Origin of the sequence: Amycolatopsis magusensis, from assembly GCF_017875555.1 — a bacterium.
Taxonomy (GTDB): domain Bacteria; phylum Actinomycetota; class Actinomycetes; order Mycobacteriales; family Pseudonocardiaceae; genus Amycolatopsis; species Amycolatopsis magusensis.
In genome coordinates, this window is sequence record NZ_JAGGMS010000001.1 from 7015009 (window position 1) to 7032538 (window position 17530).

Sequence of the window (17530 nt, forward strand, 5' to 3'; positions counted from 1 at the left end):
GGGGGACAACGCTTCGTGCACCGGTGGTCACACCACTCTTCCCAAAGGCGGGCGCCGGGGCCTACACTTCTGGGAGCGCTCCCAAATGTGGATCAACGGATTGGGACAACCTCAACGAGGAGGCCGCAGTGCCCCACCGCCGCTTTTCCCTGCTGTTCGCGGCCACCGCCTTGATCACCACCGCGTTCGCCACCCCCGCCTCCGCCGTTCCCACGGAAGCCGCCTCCTTCGACTACGGCGAAGCGCTGCAGAAATCGATCTTCTTCTACGACGCGCAGCGTTCCGGCGCGCTCGGCTCCGGCAATCGGGTGAACTGGCGCGGGGATTCCGCGTTGGCGGACGGCCAAGATGTCGGCCTCGACCTGACCGGCGGCTTCTACGACGCGGGCGACCACGTGAAGTTCGGCCTCCCGTTCACCGCCAGCATGACGATGCTGGCCTGGGGCGCGGTCGAGGAGCCCGAGGCGTACGCGCGCTCCGGGCAGGCACCGCACCTGAAGTCGAACCTCAAGTGGGGCACCGACTGGCTGCTCAAGGCCCACCCGCAGCCGAACGTCCTTTATGGACAGGTCGGCAGCGGCAACCCCGACCACGCCTGGTGGGGACCGGCCGAGGTGATGCCGATGGCGCGCCCGTCGTACAAGATCGACGCGAGCTGCCCCGGTTCGGACCTCGCCGGTGAGTCCGCCGCGGCGCTGGCCGCCTCCTCGATGGTCTTCGCCGCCGACGACCCCGCCTACGCGAAAACCCTCGTGCAGCACGCGAAACAGCTCTACCAGTTCGCCGACACCCATCGCGGCAAGTACAGCGACTGCATCACCGACGCGGCGAACTTCTACCGGTCGTGGAGTGGTTATCAGGACGAGCTGGTCTGGGCCGCGGCGTGGCTGTACCGCGCGACCGGCGACTCCGCCTACCTCGCCAAGGCCGAGGCCGAGTACGACCGCCTCGCCACCGAACCGCAGAGCAGCGAACGGTCCTACAAGTGGACGATCGCCTGGGACGACAAGTCCTACGGCGCCTACGTGCTGCTCGCCGAACTGACCGGTGGCGAGCGCTACTTCACCGATGCCAACCGGTGGCTCGACTACTGGACCACCGGCCACAACGGCCAGCGCGTGCGCTACTCCCCCGGCGGCCAGGCCCACCTCGACACCTGGGGATCGCTGCGGTACGCCGCCAACACCGCGTTCGCCGCGCTGGTGCACAGCGAGAACGTGACCGACCCGGCGCGCCGGGCGCGCTACCACGACTTCGGCGTCCGGCAGATCGACTACACCCTCGGCGACAACCCGCGGCAATCGAGCTACCTGATCGGCTTCGGCGCCAACCCGCCGCGCAACCCGCACCACCGGACCGCGCACGGCAGCTGGACCGACAACCTCCAGCAGCCCGCGCAGAACCGGCACGTGCTGCACGGTGCACTGGTCGGCGGTCCCGGGCAGCCCAACGACTCCTATGTGGACAATCGAGGCGACTACGTGGCCAACGAGGTCGCGCTCGACTACAACGCCGCCTACACCGGCGCGCTGGCCAAGCTGTACGACGAGTTCGGCGGCAGCCCGTCGGCGAACTTCCCGGTGGCGGAGAAGCCCGACGGCCCCGAACTGTACGTGCAGGGCGCGGCCACCCAGCAGAGCTCGACCTTCACCGAGGTCAAGCTGTACGTGGTCAACACCTCGGCCTGGCCGGCCAGGGCGCTGACCGGGGGCAAGGTCCGCTACTACTTCACCCTGGACGGCGCCACCACGCCCGCGCAGCTTGCGGTGACCACCCACTACAACCAGTGCGGCGCGGCCTCCGCGCCGATCCAGCACGCGGGCGACGTGTACTACGTCGAAATCCCGTGCCCCGCGGCCATCGCCCCGGCCGGGCAGAGCGCGCACCGCAAGGAGATCCAGGTACGGGTCACCAGCACGGGCGCCTGGGACCCGGCCAACGACTGGTCCTACGCCGGGCTGCCGTCCGGCAGCGGGGCACAACCGGTGAACACGGCGAACATCGTGCTCACCGACCCGGCAGGCACCGCCGTGTGGGGCGCGGCCCCCGGCGGGCGCTGACCGGCCAGGCGGGCCGCCGTCCGCAACTGCGGCGGCCCGCCACCCCGGCCCCGGCCCGGGACGGCTGTCATCCGCCGTCCCGGTCCGGTCTCCAACTTCGGTTTTCCGGCTGAAATAGGAGGAAAAGTTGAGATCACGACTATCCGCCCGGCGCATGCGGGCCCGCCCGCTGCCGGCTCTGGCCGGGGTGGTGTTGCTCGGCACGGCGGTCACCGTGGGCCTGACGCCCGCGGCCGGGGCCGCCGACGTCGCCTGCACGGTCACCTACAAGGTCGGCAGTGAGTGGAACACCGGGTTCGGCGCCACGGTCGACGTGCGCAACGAGGGCACCGACCCGATCGCCGACTGGAATCTCACCTGGACCTTCGCCGACGGCCAGCAGATCACCCAGCTGTGGAACGGGACCCACACGCAGACCGGGGCCGCGGTGAGCGTGCGCGGCGCGAACTGGAACTCCTCGCTCGGCGCGGGAGTCACCACGCAGGTCGGCTTCAACGCCAGCAAGAGCGCCCAGAACCGGGTGCCCGCCGACTTCGCGGTCAACGGCACGGCGTGCACCGGGGCCAACAAGGCACCGGGCGTGCAGCTGACCAAGCCCGCCCCGAACTCCTCCTACGCCGTCCCGGCCCAGATCCCGCTCGAAGCCTCGGCCAGCGACACCGACGGCACGGTGCAGAAGGTGGAGTTCTACGCCGGGACGCAGTTGCTCGGCACCGACACCTCGGCGCCGTTCCAGCACGACTGGGCCGGTGCCGCGCCCGGTGAGTACTCGGTGACCGCGAAGGCGTTCGACAACAAGGGCGCGACCTCGCTGTCCAGCCCGGTCGCGGTCAAGGTGCTCGCCGCGCCCGCGGTGGTCACCACCCCCTCGACGGTCAACGTCAAGCAGGGCGAGTCGACCACCGTCGACGTCAAGCTCGCGGTGCAGCCCAGCGGCCCGGTCACGGTGACCGTGGCCAGGACGGCGGGCAGCGCGGACCTGACCGCGAGCCCGGCGACGCTGTCGTTCACCACGGCCAACTGGAACACCGGCCAGCCGGTGACGATCAGCTCGGCGGCCAACGGCGGCGCGCTCGCCACGGCGAGCTTCTCGCTCACCGCGCCGGGCCTGACCGCCGCGCCGATCGAGGTGACCGAACTGGATCCGTCCGCTTCGGACTACCAGGCCGCGTTCCTCGAGCAGTACAACAAGATCAAGGACGCGGACAGCGGCTACTTCCGCAACTTCGGCGGGCTGCTGGTGCCCTACCACTCGGTGGAGACCCTCCTCGTGGAGGCACCGGACCACGGCCACCAGACCACCTCCGAGGCGTTCAGCTACTACCTGTGGCTGGAAGCGGCCTACGGTCAGCTCCAGGGTGACTGGGCCCCGTTCAACGCGGCCTGGGCCTCGATGGAGAAGTACATCATCCCGGCGAAGGCCGACCAGCCGACGAACGACAAGTACAACCCGGCGAAACCGGCGACCTACGCGCCGGAGCACCCGCGGATGGACAAGTACCCGTCGCAGCTGGAGAGCTCCGTCCCGGTCGGCGCCGACCCGATCGCGGCCGAGCTGAAAGCGGCCTACGGCACCGACGACATCTACGGCATGCACTGGCTGATCGACGTCGACAACACCTACGGTTTCGGCCGCTGCGGGGACGGCACCACCGCCCCGGCGTACATGAACACCTACCAGCGCGGGTCCAGCGAATCGGTGTGGGAGACCATTCCGCAGCCCTCGTGCGACACCTTCGCGCACGGTGGCCCGAACGGCTTCCTCGACCTGTTCACCAAGGACTCGAGCTACGCCAAGCAGTGGAAGTACACCAACGCGCCCGACGCTGACGCCCGTGCGGTCCAGGTGGCCTACCTGGCCAACCAGTGGGCCACCGCGCAGGGCAAGGGTTCGCAGGTCGCCGCCACGGTGAAGAAGGCGTCGAAGATGGGCGACTACCTCCGGTACGCCATGTTCGACAAGTACTTCAAGAAGGTCGGCAACTGCGTCGGCCCGACCACCTGCCCGGCGGGCAGCGGCAAGAACAGCGAGCACTATCTGATGTCCTGGTACTACGCCTGGGGTGGCGCGACCGACACCTCGGCGGGCTGGGCCTGGCGCATCGGGGACGGGGCGGCCCACCAGGGCTACCAGAACCCGCTCGCCGCGCACGCGCTGGCCAACGACCCGGCGCTGAAGCCGGTTTCGGCGACCGGCGCGCAGGACTGGGCCAAGAGCCTGGACCGGCAGCTCGAGTTCCTGCAGTGGCTGCAGTCGTCCGAAGGCGGTATCGCCGGCGGCGCGACGAACAGCTGGGAAGGCCAGTACGCCACGCCACCGGCGGGGCTGCCGACCTTCTACGGCATGTACTACGACTACCAGCCGGTCTGGCACGACCCGCCGAGCAACCGGTGGTTCGGCTTCCAGGCGTGGGGTCTCGAACGAGTGGCCGCGCTCTACCAGCAGACCGGGGACGCGCGCGCCAAGAAGATCCTCGACAAGTGGGTCCCGTGGGCCATCGCGAACACCACCATCGGCACCGGCGGCCAGTTCGCCATCCCGTCCGACATGGAGTGGACCGGCAACCCCGACACCTGGAACCCGTCGACCCCCGGCGGTAACAGCGGGCTCCACGTCAAGGTGCTCAACCACAGCCAGGACGTCGGCGTGGCCGCCGCGTACGCGAAGATCCTGCTCAACTACGCGGCCAAGTCGGGCAACACCCAGGCCAGGACCGTCGGCGAGGGCCTGCTCGACGCGATGCTGGCGCACACCGACGAGATCGGCATCGCCGTACCGGAGACCCGCACGGACTACAACCGGTTCGACGACGAGTACAACTCGGCCAGCGGTGAAGGCGTCTACGTGCCGCCGGGCTGGACCGGGGACATGCCCAACGGCGACCAGATCGGCGCCGGCGCGGACTTCCTGTCCATCCGGTCGTTCTACACCGACGACCCGCAGTGGCCCAAGGTCCAGGCCTACCTGGACGGCGGACCGGCGCCGACGCTGACCTACCACCGGTTCTGGGCGCAGGCCGAGATCGCCACGGCGTTCTCGACCCACGTGCAGTTGTTCGGCTCGGCGTGACGCCCTAGCCGGACAACCGAGGACGCGGCCGCTCACATCGCCGTTCGCGGCCGCGAGGCCAGGCCCGCCATCCGCCGGTGGCGGGCCTGGCCGTCTTTCCCGGTCGCGCCGATCACCACTTCCGGTGATCGGCGCGACCTGTTTGTCATTGCCCCCACCTACTGGTTCAGGAAGGTGTGACGTGAAGAAGAAACTGGCATTGATCAGTGCGTTGCTGGCCGCGATGGCCGCGATGGTGGTTCCGGCCGCCACCGCGGCTCCCGCGACCGGCTTCTCCGTGCAGAACGGGCGCTTGTACGAGGCCAACGGCGCCGAGTTCGTGATGCGCGGGGTCAACCACGCGCACACGTGGTACCGCGGCGAAACCAGTTCGTTCGCCAACATCAAGGCACTGGGCGCCAACACCGTCCGCGTGGTGCTGTCCTCGGGCCACCAGTGGACCAAGAACGACGCCGCCGACGTGGCCAACGTGGTCTCGCTGTGCAAGCAGAACCGGCTGATCTGCGTCCTCGAAGTGCACGACACCACCGGTTACGGCGAGCAGGCCGCGGCCGTCTCGCTGGACACCGCGGCGAACTACTGGCTGGAAGTGAAGAACTCGCTCATCGGCCAGGAAAAGTACGTCCTGGTCAACATCGGCAACGAACCGTGGGGCAACACCGGGCACGCGGGCTGGACCGACGCGACGAAGTCGGCCATCCAGAAACTGCGCGCCGGCGGGCTCACCCACACGCTGATGGTGGACGCGCCGAACTGGGGCCAGGACTGGTCCTTCACCATGCGCGACAACGCGGCCTCGGTGTTCGCCGCGGACTCGCTGAAGAACACGATGTTCTCGGTGCACATGTACGGCGTGTTCGACACCGCGGCGGAGATCACCGACTACCTCGGCAGGTTCACCGCGGCCGGGCTGCCGATCCTGGTCGGCGAGTTCGGGCACGACCACTCCGACGGCAACCCCGACGAGGACACCATCTTCGCCACCACCCAGGCACAGCGGCTCGGCTACCTCGGCTGGTCCTGGAGCGGCAACGGCGGCGGTGTCGAGTACCTGGACATGGTCACCAGCTTCAACCCCTCGGCGCTGACCTCGTGGGGACAGCGGATCTTCAACGGGGCCAACGGCATCAAGCAGACGTCGAAGGAGGCCACCGTTTTCGGTGGTGACAACGTTGACATCCAGGCACCCACCACGCCGGGCACGCCCACGGCGGCCGGGGTGACCGCCAGTGGCGTCAACCTGAGCTGGGCGGCGTCCACCGACAACACCGCGGTCACCGGGTACGACGTGGTGCGGATCAGCGGCACCACCGAGGCTTCCGCGGTCTCGACGAGCACCAATTCCGCCGCGGTCACCGGACTTTCGCCCAGCACGGCGTACACCTTCGCGGTGTACGCCCGTGATGCCGCCGGGAACCGCTCGGCGCGCTCGGGCACGGTCGCGGTGACCACGGCCCCGGCGGGCGCGGGCGCGTGCTCGGTGGGCTACCAGGTGACCGGCCAGTGGTCGGGCGGGTACCAGGCGGAGGTCACGCTGACCAACACCGGCGCCAGCGCGATCGACGGGTGGCAGCTCGGCTGGACCTTCACCGGCGGGCAGACCATCACGAACATGTGGCACGGCGTCCCGGTGCAGACCGGCTCGTCGGTCGTGGTGACCAACGCGGGCTACAACAAGGTGCTCGCCGCGGGCGGTGTGGTGCGGATCGGCTTCACCGGCGGGTGGACCGGCAGCAACCCGGCCCCCGCCTCCTTCGCCCTCAACGGCGCCACCTGCTCAGCCGCCTGACCGAGCTATGCGAGCGCTAGGAGTGGGGCATTACTTGCGCCCTCCCGTCGCCCACCTCCACCCTCAACGGAGCTGCGCACGGATCTTCATTGCAAGTAATGCCCCACTCATAGCAATCAACGGTGGCGGCGCGGCAGGGTTAGGGTGACGGCGAGGCCGAGCAGCAGGGCCACCGCGGCGAGCAGGATCGCCAGTGCGCCGCCGTCCGCCAGGGAGTACGCGCCCGCGTGCGAGACCGCGATCAGCACGGCCAGGCCCACCGCGTTGCCGATGTTCAGCGTCGTCGACGCCAGGCCCGAGGCCACGCCCTGCTCCCCCGCCGGTACGCCGGTGGCCGCGGCGATCCACATCGCGGTCCAGACCACGCCCTGCGCGACCCCGGACACGACCAGCCCGGGAATGGTGGAAGCCACCGAGGAACCCTCGTCCGCGCCCCACGCCAGCGCCGCGGTGCCGGCCGCCCCGACGGCGAACGCGGCGAGCAGCGTGGTCCGCACGCCGAGCCGGTTCGTCATCCGCTCGCCGAGCTGCGTGCCGGTGGCGATCGCGGCCGAGGGCACCAGGAACAGCAGCCCGGTCTGCAGCGCGCTCAGCCCGTGCACGGTCTGCAGCAACACGGTCAGGAAGTACGGCAGCGTACCGAAGGTCGCCATGAACAGGAACGTCACCGCGACCGCCACCACCAGGCTGCGGTTCTTCAGCAACCGCAACGGCAGCAGCGGATCACGACCGCGGGCTTCGAGCCGGACGAACACCGCCAGCAGCAGCACCGCGACCGCCCCGGCCACCACGATCACCGGTGCGGCCCAGCCCACCTCCGGGCCCTGCACCAGCGCGAACACCAGCAGCGTGGCACCGGCCGTCGCCGACATCGCGCCGGGCAGGTCGAAGCGGCGCCCGGCCCGCGAGGCCGGTGCGTCGCGCGGGATGACCGCCAGCGCGGCGAGCGCCACCGCGCCCGCCAGCGGCACGTTGACCAGGAACACCGCTGGCCAGCCGAACGCCTCGGTGAGCACGCCGCCGAGCAGGGCGCCGATGGTCAGCCCGCTGGCCCCCGCGCCACCCCACACGGCCAGCGCGCGGTTGCGCCGCGGTCCCTCCTCGAACAGCGTGGTGATCAGCGACAACGTCGACGGCAGCAGCAGCGCGCCGCCGATCCCCTGCACCGCCCTGGCCAGCACGATCAGCTCCGGACTCGTCGCGAGCCCGCCGGCCAGCGAGGACACCGCGTACAACGCCAGCGCGGTGACGAAGACGCGGCGGCGGCCGAGCAGATCGGCCGCGCGGCCGCCGAGCAGCAGGAAGCCCCCGGCGAAGACCACGTAGGCGCTGACCACCCACTGCTGCGTCTGCCCCGGGAAGCCGAGGTCCGCGCCGATTTCCGGCAGCGCCACGAAGACGATGTTCAGGTCGAGCGAAAAGATCAGCTGCGCCAGTGCGAGCAGCGCCAGGCTCCAGCCGAGGCCGGCGCGTTCCCCAGATTCGATAGTACGCATAAACACGTACTGTACGTCTGTACGTCAACAGTCGTATCAAGGAGTAGGATGGCGGCGTGTTCTCCCAGCACCCCGAACGCGAGCAGATCCGGCTTGATCAGGTACTGGCCACCTTGGGCAACCCGATCCGGCTGCAGATCGTGCGCGTGCTCGCCGACGGCTCGGAGCGCAGCTGCGGCAAGATCATCGACGGCATGTCGAAGTCGACGCTGACCCGGCACTGGCGGGTGCTGCGCGACAGCGGGGTGATCTGGCAGCGGCCCTACGGCCGCGAGAACCTGCTTTCGCTGCGAAGAGAGGACCTCGACGCCCGGTTCCCCGGCCTGCTCGACGCCGTGCTCAACGCCGAGACCTGATGATCACCGTCCCCGCGCGGTTGCTGGCCTTCGGAGCCTGGCGACACGCGGGCGCGGACGGGCTCCACTGGGTGGAAGGACTGCCGGGCACCTTCGAGCGCCTGTGCGCGCGGTGGTCGCTCACGCCGGACGGTGAGGCCAGTCACGGCTACCACGCCATGGTGCTGCCGGTGCGCCGCGACGGCGAGCCCTTGGCGCTCAAGGTTTCCTGGCCGGACGAGGACATCGAGAGCGAAGCCCGCACACTGTCCATCTGGGACGGACAGGACGCGGTCCGCCTGCACGACAGCGAACCCGCGTCGCACGCGCTCCTGCTCGAACGCGCCGACGACACCTGGTCCGCGCACTCGGCCGAGCTGGAGCACGCGGTTCCCTTGCTGGGTGGGCTGTTGCGCCGGATGGCCGTGCCGCCCCCGGACGGTCTGCGCCGGATTTCCGCGGTGGCCGCGAACATCCGCGACACGCTCACCGAACGCTGGCAAGCCGCCGGGCAGCCGTTCCCCCGCTCACTGGCCGACCGCGTCCGGCACCTGGCGGGTGAACTGAGCGAACTGCCCGATCCGTACCTGGTCAACCGGGAACTGGCTTACGGCAAGGTACTCGGGGCCACCAGGGAACCTTGGCTGGTGATCAGCCCGCGCGCGGTGGCCGGTCCGCTCGAGTTCCAGGTGGCGCCGCTGCTGTGGACCCGGCTCGACGAGATCAGCGGGCGCACCGCGGTCCTGCGGCACTTCCGCCGGCTGGCGGTCGCCGCCGACCTCGACCGCGACCTGGCCCGCTCGTGGACCGTCGTCCGCTCCGCCGACCACCTCCTGCGTGGCCTGGCCGCGGGCTTCACCAACGAACCCGTCCGCTGCCGCCTCCTCCTCGACACCTTCTCCGGCACCCATTAGCCCCGAATGTGGAACTCAGCTGCCTGAGTGTGTGGTTCGGCTGCCTGAGTGTGTGGTTCGGCTTCCTGGGTGTGTGGTTCGGCTGCCTGGGTGTGGGACTCGCCCGGGGAGCAGCACCGGGCGAGTCCCACGTTCAGGAGGCCGAACCCCACGCTCGTGCAGCCGAACCCCACGCTCGGGTAGGCGAACCACACATTCGTGACATTCTCTAGCCCTTCACCGAGCCTGTCAGCCCGCCGACGATCCGGCGTTCCGCGAGCATGAAGAAGCCCAGTGCGGGCACCATCGACAACGCGGTGAACGCCAGTACCCGCGCGGTGTCCTGCGAGTACTGCGACTGGAAGGTCGCCACCCCCAGGGGCAGGGTGAAGTTGCCGGAGTCGTTGAACACCAGCAACGGCAGCAGGTAGGCGTTCCAGCTCGTGACGAACGCCAGCACCGCCACCGTGGTCAGCGCGGGGGCCGACAACGGCAGCATGATCCGCCAGAAGAACCCGATCCGTGTGGCACCGTCGAGCACGGCGGCGTCTTCGATCTCCGACGGGATCGCCCGCATGAACGGCCGCAGGATCACGATGGTCACCGGCAGCGAGAAAGCCGCCTCCGGCAACGCCACGCCCAGTGGGTTCTCCAGCATCTCCAACTGCCGCAACAACAAGTACAGCGGCAGCGTGGCGACACCGATCGGGAACAGCAACCCGATGGTGAACAGCGTGTACCACGCCTCCCGCCCGCGGAAGTTGTACCGCGACAAGGCGAACGCCGCCATCGAGCCCAGCGCCACCGCGAGCGTGGTGGCGACCACCGCGATCAGGAGGCTGTTGCCGAGGAAGGTCCAGAACTCCGGCGAGGTCAGGATGGCCTGGTAGTTGTCGAGGACCCACGGGCTGGGCAGGCCCGCCGGGTCGCTGTTGATCTGCTGCGTGGTGCGGAACCCGCCGAGGATCACGAAGATCAGCGGGACCACGGTGATCCCGATGACCAGGATGGCCACCAGGTACGCGATCGACTGCCGTTTCATCAGCCCACCGCCCCCTGGGTGTCGCGCCGCAACGCGAATCGCTGGTACAGCAGGGCGAAGGTGAAGCAGATGATGAACAGGATCACCGCTACCGCGCTGCCGAACCCGAACTCGTACCGCTTGAACCCGTGGTCGATCAGGTAGGTCGCCATCGTGGTGGAGGCGTTGGCCGGCCCGCCCAGCGTCATGATCCACACCAGGTCGAACAACTGCAGCGAGCCGATCACCGACAGGAAGATCCAGATCCGCATGGTCGGCCCGAGCAGCGGCAGGACCACGTGCCGCGTGGTCTGCCAGGCCGACGCGCCGTCCAGCGCGGCGGCCTCGCGCACCTCCGCCGGGATGCCCTGCAACCCGGCCAGCAGCAGGATGATGCCGAACCCGATGTACTTCCAGGTGATCACCACGAACAGGGTGAACAGCACCAGGTCCGGGTCGGCCAGCCACTGCCGCACCAGCCCGCCCAGCCCGGCGGCGCCGAGCACCTGGTCGGCGAACCCGCCCGGCTGCAGGATCAGCAGCCAGATCACCGCGGTGATCGCCTCGGAGAGCACGTACGGCGCGAAGACGATCACCCGCAGGAACGCCCGGCCGCGCAGCTTCCGGTTGAGCAGCAGCGCCAGCGCGATGCTCAGGGGAAGCTGCACGACCAGCGACAGCACGGCGATGAGCACGTTGTGCCACACCGCGTTCTGGAACACCGAGCCGGTCAGCGCGTCGAGGTAGTTCTGGAACCCGGTGAACTCGCCGAGCGAGCCGAAGCCCGTCCAGTTGTAGAGGCTGTAGTACACCGCCAGCCCCATCGGCACCAGGACGAACCCGATGAACAGCAGCAGGGCCGGACCCAGGAACAGGCTCAGTTCGAGCTTGCGGCGGAGCCCGGACGGAACAGCACTCACTTGTTGCCCGCCGCGGCCTGGTTCACGGCCTCCACGATCGTCTCCGGCGTGCCCTGCCCGGCGAAGAAGTTCGCGATCGCGTCGTTGAGGGCCTGGCCCACCGCGGTCGGCAGCGCGATGTCGAAGTAGGTCTGCCGGAACGGGGCCCGCTGGGTGTGGTCGAACACCGTCTTGAGCGACTCGCTGGTCAGCGCCGGGGCCGCGGCCGGGTTCACCGGCAGGCCGGCGCCCACGGCGGCGAGTTTCTCCTGCACGGGCGTGCTGACCAGGTACTCGAGGAACTTCGCGCAGGCCGCGGCCGTGCGGTTGGTGCACGAGAAGCCGTCGCCACCGGCGAGCACCGCGCCCGGCGCACCGGCACCACCGGTGACCGCGGGGAACGGGAACCAACCGAGCTTCGAGTTCAGGTCCTTGTCCGCGGTGAGCGAGGCCATCGTGTCCGGGGTCCAGTCGCCCTGCAGTTCCATCGCGGCCTGGCCGTTGGCCACCATGCCCGCCGAACTGCCCGCGCCCTGCTGGGCCGGGGTGCCGACGAAACCGGTCTGGAACGGCTGGGTGTCGAGGAAGGCCTTGAGGTCCTGACCGGCGCGGACCCAGCACTGGTCCTCCATCCGCACGGTTTCCACGGCCTTCTTCAGCTGCTCCGGGGAGCAGTGCCGTGCGGCGAGGTAACCCCAGTAGAAGGCGTCCGGCCAGCGGTCCTTGCCGCCGACCGCGATCGGCGCGACCCCGGCGGCCTTGAGCTTGGTCACCGCGGCGTTCAACTCGTCCATCGTGGCCGGTGGGGCGGTGATCCCGGCGTTGGTGAAGATGTCCTTGCGGTACCAGAAGCCGACCGTGTGCGCGGCGTAGGGCACGCCGTACTGCTTGCCGTCCGACTTCCAGTCCTCGGCGACCGGGCCGAGCGTGCCGATCCACGGCTTGGTCTGCTCGGTGATGTCGGCGACCTTGCCCGAGGGCAACTGCCCGGCGCCCTGGCCACCGCCCCACTGCTGGTAGATGTCCGGCGGGCTGTCCGACTGCAGCGCGAGCGGGATCTTGGTCTGGAACTGCTCGTTCTGCACCGGTTCGATCTTGAAGCTGACCCCGGGGTTCGCGGCCTGGTAATCGGCGGCGATCTGCTCCCACACCGCTTTTCGCGTGTCGGTGGTGCTGTTGTGCCACCAGGTGAAGGTGACGGGTCCGTCCGCGTTCTCGCTCCCGCTGTCCCCGCCGGGACTACAGGCGGTGAGCGAAACCGCGGTGACCGCGGTGAGGAGAAAAGCGCAAACGTTCCGGATTCGGCGCATGATGGTCCACTCCTGACGACTTCGGCCGAGCTGGACCGGGCTTGGCAAGCCCAGGTTGGCTAGAGAGTTTGCGCCCTGGTCGAGCCCGTGTCAATCGTTGTCGATAACGTTTTACAGAGCTAGCATGAGCCGGTGCAGCCAAGCTCCCGTGTGACCATCAGGGACGTCGCCGAACGCGCCGGCGTCTCCGTGGCGACCGTGTCCAAAGTGCTCAACCAGCGTTACGGCGTCGCCGCCACCACCTCCGCGCGCGTGCGCTCGGTGATCGAGGAACTGGGGTACGAGGCCAGCCTCGTCGCCCAGAGCCTGCGCAACCACCGGACCAACGTCATCGGCATCCTGGTGGCCGACCTCGAACCGTTCAGCACCGAACTGCTCAAGGGCGCGGCCGACGCGATCCGCGGTTCCGGCTTCGAACTCGTCGTCTACTCGGCGGGCGGGCGCACCGACGACCAGGCGGGCTGGGAGCGGCGGTACCTGTCGCGGTTGAGCGGCACCCTGGTCGACGGCGCCCTGCTGGTCACCCCGGCCGCCTCGCTCGAACCCCGCGAAGGCACGCCGGTGGTCGCGGTGGATCCGCACACCGGTTCGGCCGAGCTGCCGACCATCGATTCGGACAACCTGAGCGGCGCGCAACTGGCCGTGGAGCACCTGCTCGGCCTCGGGCACCGCCGGATCGCCCTGCTCAAGGGCCGTCCCGACCTGCAGTCCGCGCACCTGCGCGAGACCGGGTACCGGCGGGCGCTCGCCGCGGCGGGTGTGTCGGTGGACGAAAACCTGGTGCAGGTGGGCGCCTACGACCCGGAGGTCTCCGCGGCTTCGGCGCGCCTGCTGCTGGACTCCCCCGACCGGCCGACCGCGGTGTTCGCCGCGAACGACCTGTCGGCCATCGCCACCGTCGAAGTGGCGAACGAGCTGGGCCTGCGCGTGCCGGAGGACCTGTCGGTGGTCGGCTTCGACAACATCCCGGAGTCGGTGCTGTGCGTGCCGCCGCTGACCACGGTCGAGCAGCCCATCCGCGAGATGGGCAGGCGCGCCATCCAGCTCCTCATCCCGCTGATCAACGGTGAGCAACCCGAACCCACGCACGTCACGCTGGACACCCGGCTCGTCGTGCGCCAGTCGACCCGACAGGTGGAGCAGTCGTGACCCTCGATCCCGCGAGCACCGAACTTTGGCGTGATCCCGCCGCGGCACCCGCCGACCGGGTCGCCGATCTGATGGCCCGGATGAACACGCGCGAGAAGCTCGCCCAGCTCTTCGGGGTCTGGGTGGGCATCGACGCGGCCGGCGAAATGGCACCGCACCAGCACGATTTCGCCATCGAACCGGGTGACTGGGACCGGCTCGTCGGCTCCGGCATCGGCCAGCTGACCCGGGTGTTCGGCACCCGGCCGGTGGAGCCGCTGATCGGCGCGCGCGGGCTGGCCCGCACCCAGCGCGAGGTGATGGCCGCCAGCCGGTTCGGCATCCCGGCGCAGGTGCACGAGGAGTGCCTGACCGGCCTGGCCGCCTGGCGGGCCACGGTGTACCCGTCGCCGCTGTGCTGGGGCGCGAGCTTCGACCCGGCGCTGGTCGAGCGGATGGGTGTCCACATCGGACGGTCGATGCGGCGCCTCGGCGTGCACCAGGGCATGGCGCCGGTCCTGGACGTGGCCCGCGATCTGCGGTGGGGGCGGATCGAGGAGACCATCGCCGAGGACCCGCACCTGGTCGGCACGATCGGCTCGGCCTACGTGCGCGGGCTCGAATCGGCGGGCGTGGTGGCCACGCTGAAGCACTTCGCCGGGTATTCGGCGTCGAAGGCGGGGCGCAACCTGGCGCCGGTGTCGATCGGCGCCAGGGAACTGGCCGACGTGCTGCTGCCGCCGTTCGAAATGGCGTTGCGGGCGGGCGCGCGGTCGGTGATGAACGCCTACACCGACAACGACGGCGTACCCGCCGCGGCCGACCCGGAACTGCTCACCACCCGGCTGCGCGAGGTCTACGGCTTCGACGGGACCGTGGTCGCCGACTACTTCTCGGTGTCGTTCCTGCGCACGCTGCACGGGGTGGCCGGCACCAGGGCCGAGGCCGCCGCGCAGGCGCTGTCCGCCGGGATCGACGTCGAACTGCCGACCGTCGACTGCTTCGGCGCGCCCCTGTTGCTGGCGCTGGAATCCGGTGAGGCCGACCTCGCGCTGGTGGACCGCGCGCTGGAGCGGGTGCTGCGGCAGAAGTGCGAACTCGGGCTGCTCGACCCGGGCTGGTCGCCGGACCCGGAGGTGCTCTCCGACGGGCACGCCGACCTCGACGACGACGAGTCGCGCGCGGTGGCGCGTGCGCTCGCCGAGCGGTCGATCGTGTTGCTGCGCAACGAAGACGTGCTCCCGCTGGCACCCGGCAAGCGGCTCGCGGTGATCGGCCCGCGCGCCGACGACCCCGGCGCGATGTTCGGCTGCTACTCGTTCCCGATGCACGTCGGCGTGCACCACCCCGACGTGCCGCTGGGCATCGAGGTGCGCACCGTGCTGGACGCGCTCGGCGCCGACCACGACGTGACCCACGCGCTGGGCTGCCCGGTGGAAGGCGGCGAGGACGCCGGGATCGCGGACGCCGTCAAGGTAGCCGCCGACGCCGAGCTTGCCGTGGTCGTGCTGGGTGACCGGGCCGGCTTGTTCGGCGGCGGCACCTCCGGCGAGGGCTGCGACGCCACGGACCTGCGGCTGCCGGGTCGTCAGGAGGAACTGCTCGAAGCCGTGCTGGACACCGGCACGCCGGTGGTGCTGGTGCTGCTGAGCGGCCGTCCGTACGAGCTTTCCCGCCAGGCCGACCGGCTCGCGGCCATCGTCTGCGGCTTCTTCCCCGGCGAGGAGGGCGGTGTGGCGCTGGCGAACGTGCTCAGCGGGCGGGCCAACCCGTCCGGGCGGCTGCCGGTCAGCTTCCCGGCGGCCGGGGTGAACCAGCCCGCCACCTACCTGGCCGCCCCGCTGGCCACCCGCAGCGAGGTCAGTACGGTCGACCCGACCGCGTTGTTCCCGTTCGGGCACGGCCTTTCCTACGCGCCCCTCACCTGGGGCGAGGCCACCGGGGACGCGGAATGGGCCACCGACGGCGTGTTCGAGGTTTCGGTGCCGCTGCGCAACGATTCCGACCGCGCGAGCAGCGAAGTGGTGCAGGTCTACCTGCACGACCCGGTGGCCGAATGCGTGCTGCCGGTGCAGCGCCTGATCGCCGCGGCGCGGGTGGACCTGGCACCGGGCGAGGCGCGGACCGTGCGGATCGGGCTGCACGCGGACCTCACCTGCTACACCGGCCGCGCCGGGCACCGGCAGGTGGACCCGGGCGAGGTGGAACTGCGGATCGGCGCGTCGAGCACCGACATCCGCACCACCCTGGCGCCGGTGCTCACCGGCCCACGCCGCTTCGTCGGCTTCGACCGCGTCCTGTCCCCCGAGATCTCGTGACACGAATGTGGCTTTGGGGGCCGATTCGGCCCCCAAAGCCACATTCGTGTCCGTGGGGCGGGGCTACGGGTTGATCCGGGTGTAGGCGGGTTTCGGGTTCAGGTTGCTGTCGAAGAGGCAGGCGGCGCCTTCACCGGGGAAGGTGCCGGGGACCCACGAGTGCCGGTCGGTGAAGCCCCAGGTGGTGAACTCCACGCAGCGCGTCACCGCCTGGCAGCCGTCCCAGGCCTGGTCGAAGTAGTCCGCCTGCTTGGCCAGTTTCGCCGAGTCCGCGGGCAGCTGGACCCGGACGTCGGCCTCGGTGATCGCCACGTCCACGCCGAGGTCGGCGAAGCGCTGCAGGTTCGCCTGGAACCCGCCGGGGAAGCCGTACTGCGTGGACAGGTGCGTCTGGAATCCCGCGCCCTCCACCGGGACTCCCTGCTGGCGCAGCGAGTTCACCAGGTTGTACATCGCGTTGCTCTTCGCGCCCTGCCATTCGACGTTGTAGTCGTTGATGTAGAGCTTGGCGCCCGGGTCGGCCTGCTTGGCCCAGCGGAAGGCGTCGGCGATGTAGTTCGCGCCGAGCTTCTGCTGGAAGATCGAGTCACGGCGGCTGCCGTCCTCGTTGAACACCTCGTTCACCACGTCCCAGGCCCGGATCTTGCCCTTGTACCGGGTCATCACCGTGGTGATGTGGTTCTGCACCGCGGTCCGCAGGTCGGCGGCGGACAGGTTGTTCAACCAGCCGGGGTACTGGTTGTGCCACACCAGCGTGTGCCCGCGGACGGTCTTCCCGTTCTGCTGGGCGTAGTTCACGATCGCGTCCGCGGCGGACCAGTTGTACTGGCCCCGGTTGGGTTCGAGGCTCGCCCACTTCATCTCGTTCTCCGGCGTCACGCTGTCGAACTCGCGGGTGAGCGTGGTGCGGAAGTCGGCTTCGTTCGCCAGTGCCGAGGCGGGCACCGCGCTGCCGACGTACTTGCCGGTGATGTCCTTCAACGGGGGCGCCGCCGAGGCCGGGGCGGCCTGCCAGGCCACCAGCCCGGCGCTGACCGCCAGTACCGTGCCCCAGCGGCGGAATCGGGAATGCACACTCACAGCCGTTGCTCCTTACCTAGGATGCGAACGGTGGCGGCAGGTCCGATGTTAGAAGGTCACCGACCACCTGTCCAGATTATTTCGGATTAACAGCCGAAACTATCGCCATCCGGAAAAGCGCGTAGACTGCC

12 protein-coding genes are annotated in these 17530 nt (G+C 69.8%); 7 read left to right on the forward strand and 5 right to left on the reverse strand.

Annotated elements, in window-relative coordinates; translation table 11 throughout:
- The first annotated feature begins 128 nt into the window (after positions 1 to 128).
- From JOM49_RS31165 to JOM49_RS31175, 3 genes are all read left to right on the forward strand, one after another.
- On the forward strand, positions 129 to 2060 hold the full coding sequence (locus tag JOM49_RS31165) for a glycoside hydrolase family 9 protein (protein WP_209667743.1): 1932 nt from the start codon (positions 129 to 131) through the stop codon (positions 2058 to 2060).
- Between the two features lie 127 nt (positions 2061 to 2187).
- Positions 2188 to 5130, forward strand: coding sequence for a glycoside hydrolase family 48 protein (locus JOM49_RS31170; RefSeq protein ID WP_245369537.1), 2943 nt, complete (start codon positions 2188 to 2190; stop codon positions 5128 to 5130).
- Positions 5131 to 5311: 181 nt separating this feature from the next.
- The gene (locus JOM49_RS31175) at positions 5312 to 6919 is read left to right on the forward strand and encodes a cellulase family glycosylhydrolase (protein WP_308158936.1); all 1608 of its coding nucleotides are present in this window, start codon (positions 5312 to 5314) and stop codon (positions 6917 to 6919) included.
- A 116-nt stretch (positions 6920 to 7035) separates the two neighbouring features.
- On the opposite strand, the gene JOM49_RS31180 is transcribed toward JOM49_RS31175, so the two are convergent.
- Complete coding sequence (locus tag JOM49_RS31180) at positions 7036 to 8415, reverse strand: MFS transporter (protein ID WP_209667744.1); 1380 nt, start codon at positions 8413 to 8415, stop codon at positions 7036 to 7038.
- A gap of 56 nt (positions 8416 to 8471) precedes the next feature.
- Here JOM49_RS31180 and JOM49_RS31185 point away from each other — a divergent pair, with 56 nt between their 5' ends.
- Together JOM49_RS31185 and JOM49_RS31190 are read left to right on the forward strand one after the other, a co-directional pair.
- A complete protein-coding gene (locus tag JOM49_RS31185) occupies positions 8472 to 8771 on the forward strand; it encodes an ArsR/SmtB family transcription factor (protein ID WP_209667745.1) in 300 nt (99 codons plus the stop codon).
- The gene (locus tag JOM49_RS31190; protein WP_209667746.1) at positions 8771 to 9664 is read left to right on the forward strand and encodes an aminoglycoside phosphotransferase family protein; all 894 of its coding nucleotides are present in this window, start codon (positions 8771 to 8773) and stop codon (positions 9662 to 9664) included. The genes JOM49_RS31185 and JOM49_RS31190 overlap by 1 nt, the downstream gene beginning before the upstream one ends.
- Positions 9665 to 9872: 208 nt before the next feature.
- Here JOM49_RS31190 and JOM49_RS31195 read toward each other — a convergent pair whose 3' ends face one another.
- Genes JOM49_RS31195 through JOM49_RS31205 form a run of 3 tightly spaced genes read right to left on the reverse strand, consistent with a single transcriptional unit; the run spans position 9873 to position 12873 of the window.
- On the reverse strand, positions 9873 to 10685 hold the full coding sequence (locus JOM49_RS31195) for a carbohydrate ABC transporter permease (RefSeq protein ID WP_209667747.1): 813 nt from the start codon (positions 10683 to 10685) through the stop codon (positions 9873 to 9875).
- Positions 10685 to 11584, reverse strand: a complete 900-nt coding sequence (locus JOM49_RS31200; protein WP_209667748.1) for a carbohydrate ABC transporter permease — start codon at positions 11582 to 11584, stop codon at positions 10685 to 10687. Before JOM49_RS31200 ends, JOM49_RS31195 begins: the two co-directional genes overlap by 1 nt.
- The gene (locus JOM49_RS31205; protein ID WP_209667749.1) at positions 11581 to 12873 is read right to left on the reverse strand and encodes an ABC transporter substrate-binding protein; all 1293 of its coding nucleotides are present in this window, start codon (positions 12871 to 12873) and stop codon (positions 11581 to 11583) included. Before JOM49_RS31205 ends, JOM49_RS31200 begins: the two co-directional genes overlap by 4 nt.
- 150 nt (positions 12874 to 13023) lie before the next feature.
- On the opposite strand from JOM49_RS31205, the gene JOM49_RS31210 reads away from it, so the two are divergent.
- Both JOM49_RS31210 and JOM49_RS31215 read left to right on the forward strand, forming a co-directional pair.
- On the forward strand, positions 13024 to 14022 hold the full coding sequence (locus JOM49_RS31210) for a LacI family DNA-binding transcriptional regulator (RefSeq protein WP_209667750.1): 999 nt from the start codon (positions 13024 to 13026) through the stop codon (positions 14020 to 14022).
- A gap of 71 nt (positions 14023 to 14093) precedes the next feature.
- Positions 14094 to 16319 carry a beta-glucosidase family protein gene (locus JOM49_RS31215; protein WP_209671837.1) on the forward strand — a complete coding sequence of 742 codons (2226 nt, stop codon included), beginning with the start codon at positions 14094 to 14096 and terminating at the stop codon, positions 16317 to 16319.
- A 63-nt stretch (positions 16320 to 16382) separates the two neighbouring features.
- On the opposite strand, the gene JOM49_RS31220 is transcribed toward JOM49_RS31215, so the two are convergent.
- A complete protein-coding gene (locus JOM49_RS31220) occupies positions 16383 to 17399 on the reverse strand; it encodes a glycoside hydrolase family 10 protein (protein ID WP_308158937.1) in 1017 nt (338 codons plus the stop codon).
- Positions 17400 to 17530 lie beyond the last annotated feature (131 nt).

What these genes read in the sequence shown, in the direction of transcription:
- JOM49_RS31180 (WP_209667744.1), bottom strand. Translation starts at nt 8,415, where the DNA reads ATGCGTACTATCGAATCTGGGGAACGCGCCGGCCTCGGCTGGAGCCTG.
- JOM49_RS31190 (WP_209667746.1), top strand. Translation starts at nt 8,771, where the DNA reads ATGATCACCGTCCCCGCGCGGTTGCTGGCCTTCGGAGCCTGGCGACAC.
- JOM49_RS31195 (WP_209667747.1), bottom strand. Translation starts at nt 10,685, where the DNA reads ATGAAACGGCAGTCGATCGCGTACCTGGTGGCCATCCTGGTCATCGGG.
- JOM49_RS31205 (WP_209667749.1), bottom strand. Translation starts at nt 12,873, where the DNA reads ATGCGCCGAATCCGGAACGTTTGCGCTTTTCTCCTCACCGCGGTCACC.
- JOM49_RS31215 (WP_209671837.1), top strand. Translation starts at nt 14,094, where the DNA reads ATGGCCCGGATGAACACGCGCGAGAAGCTCGCCCAGCTCTTCGGGGTC.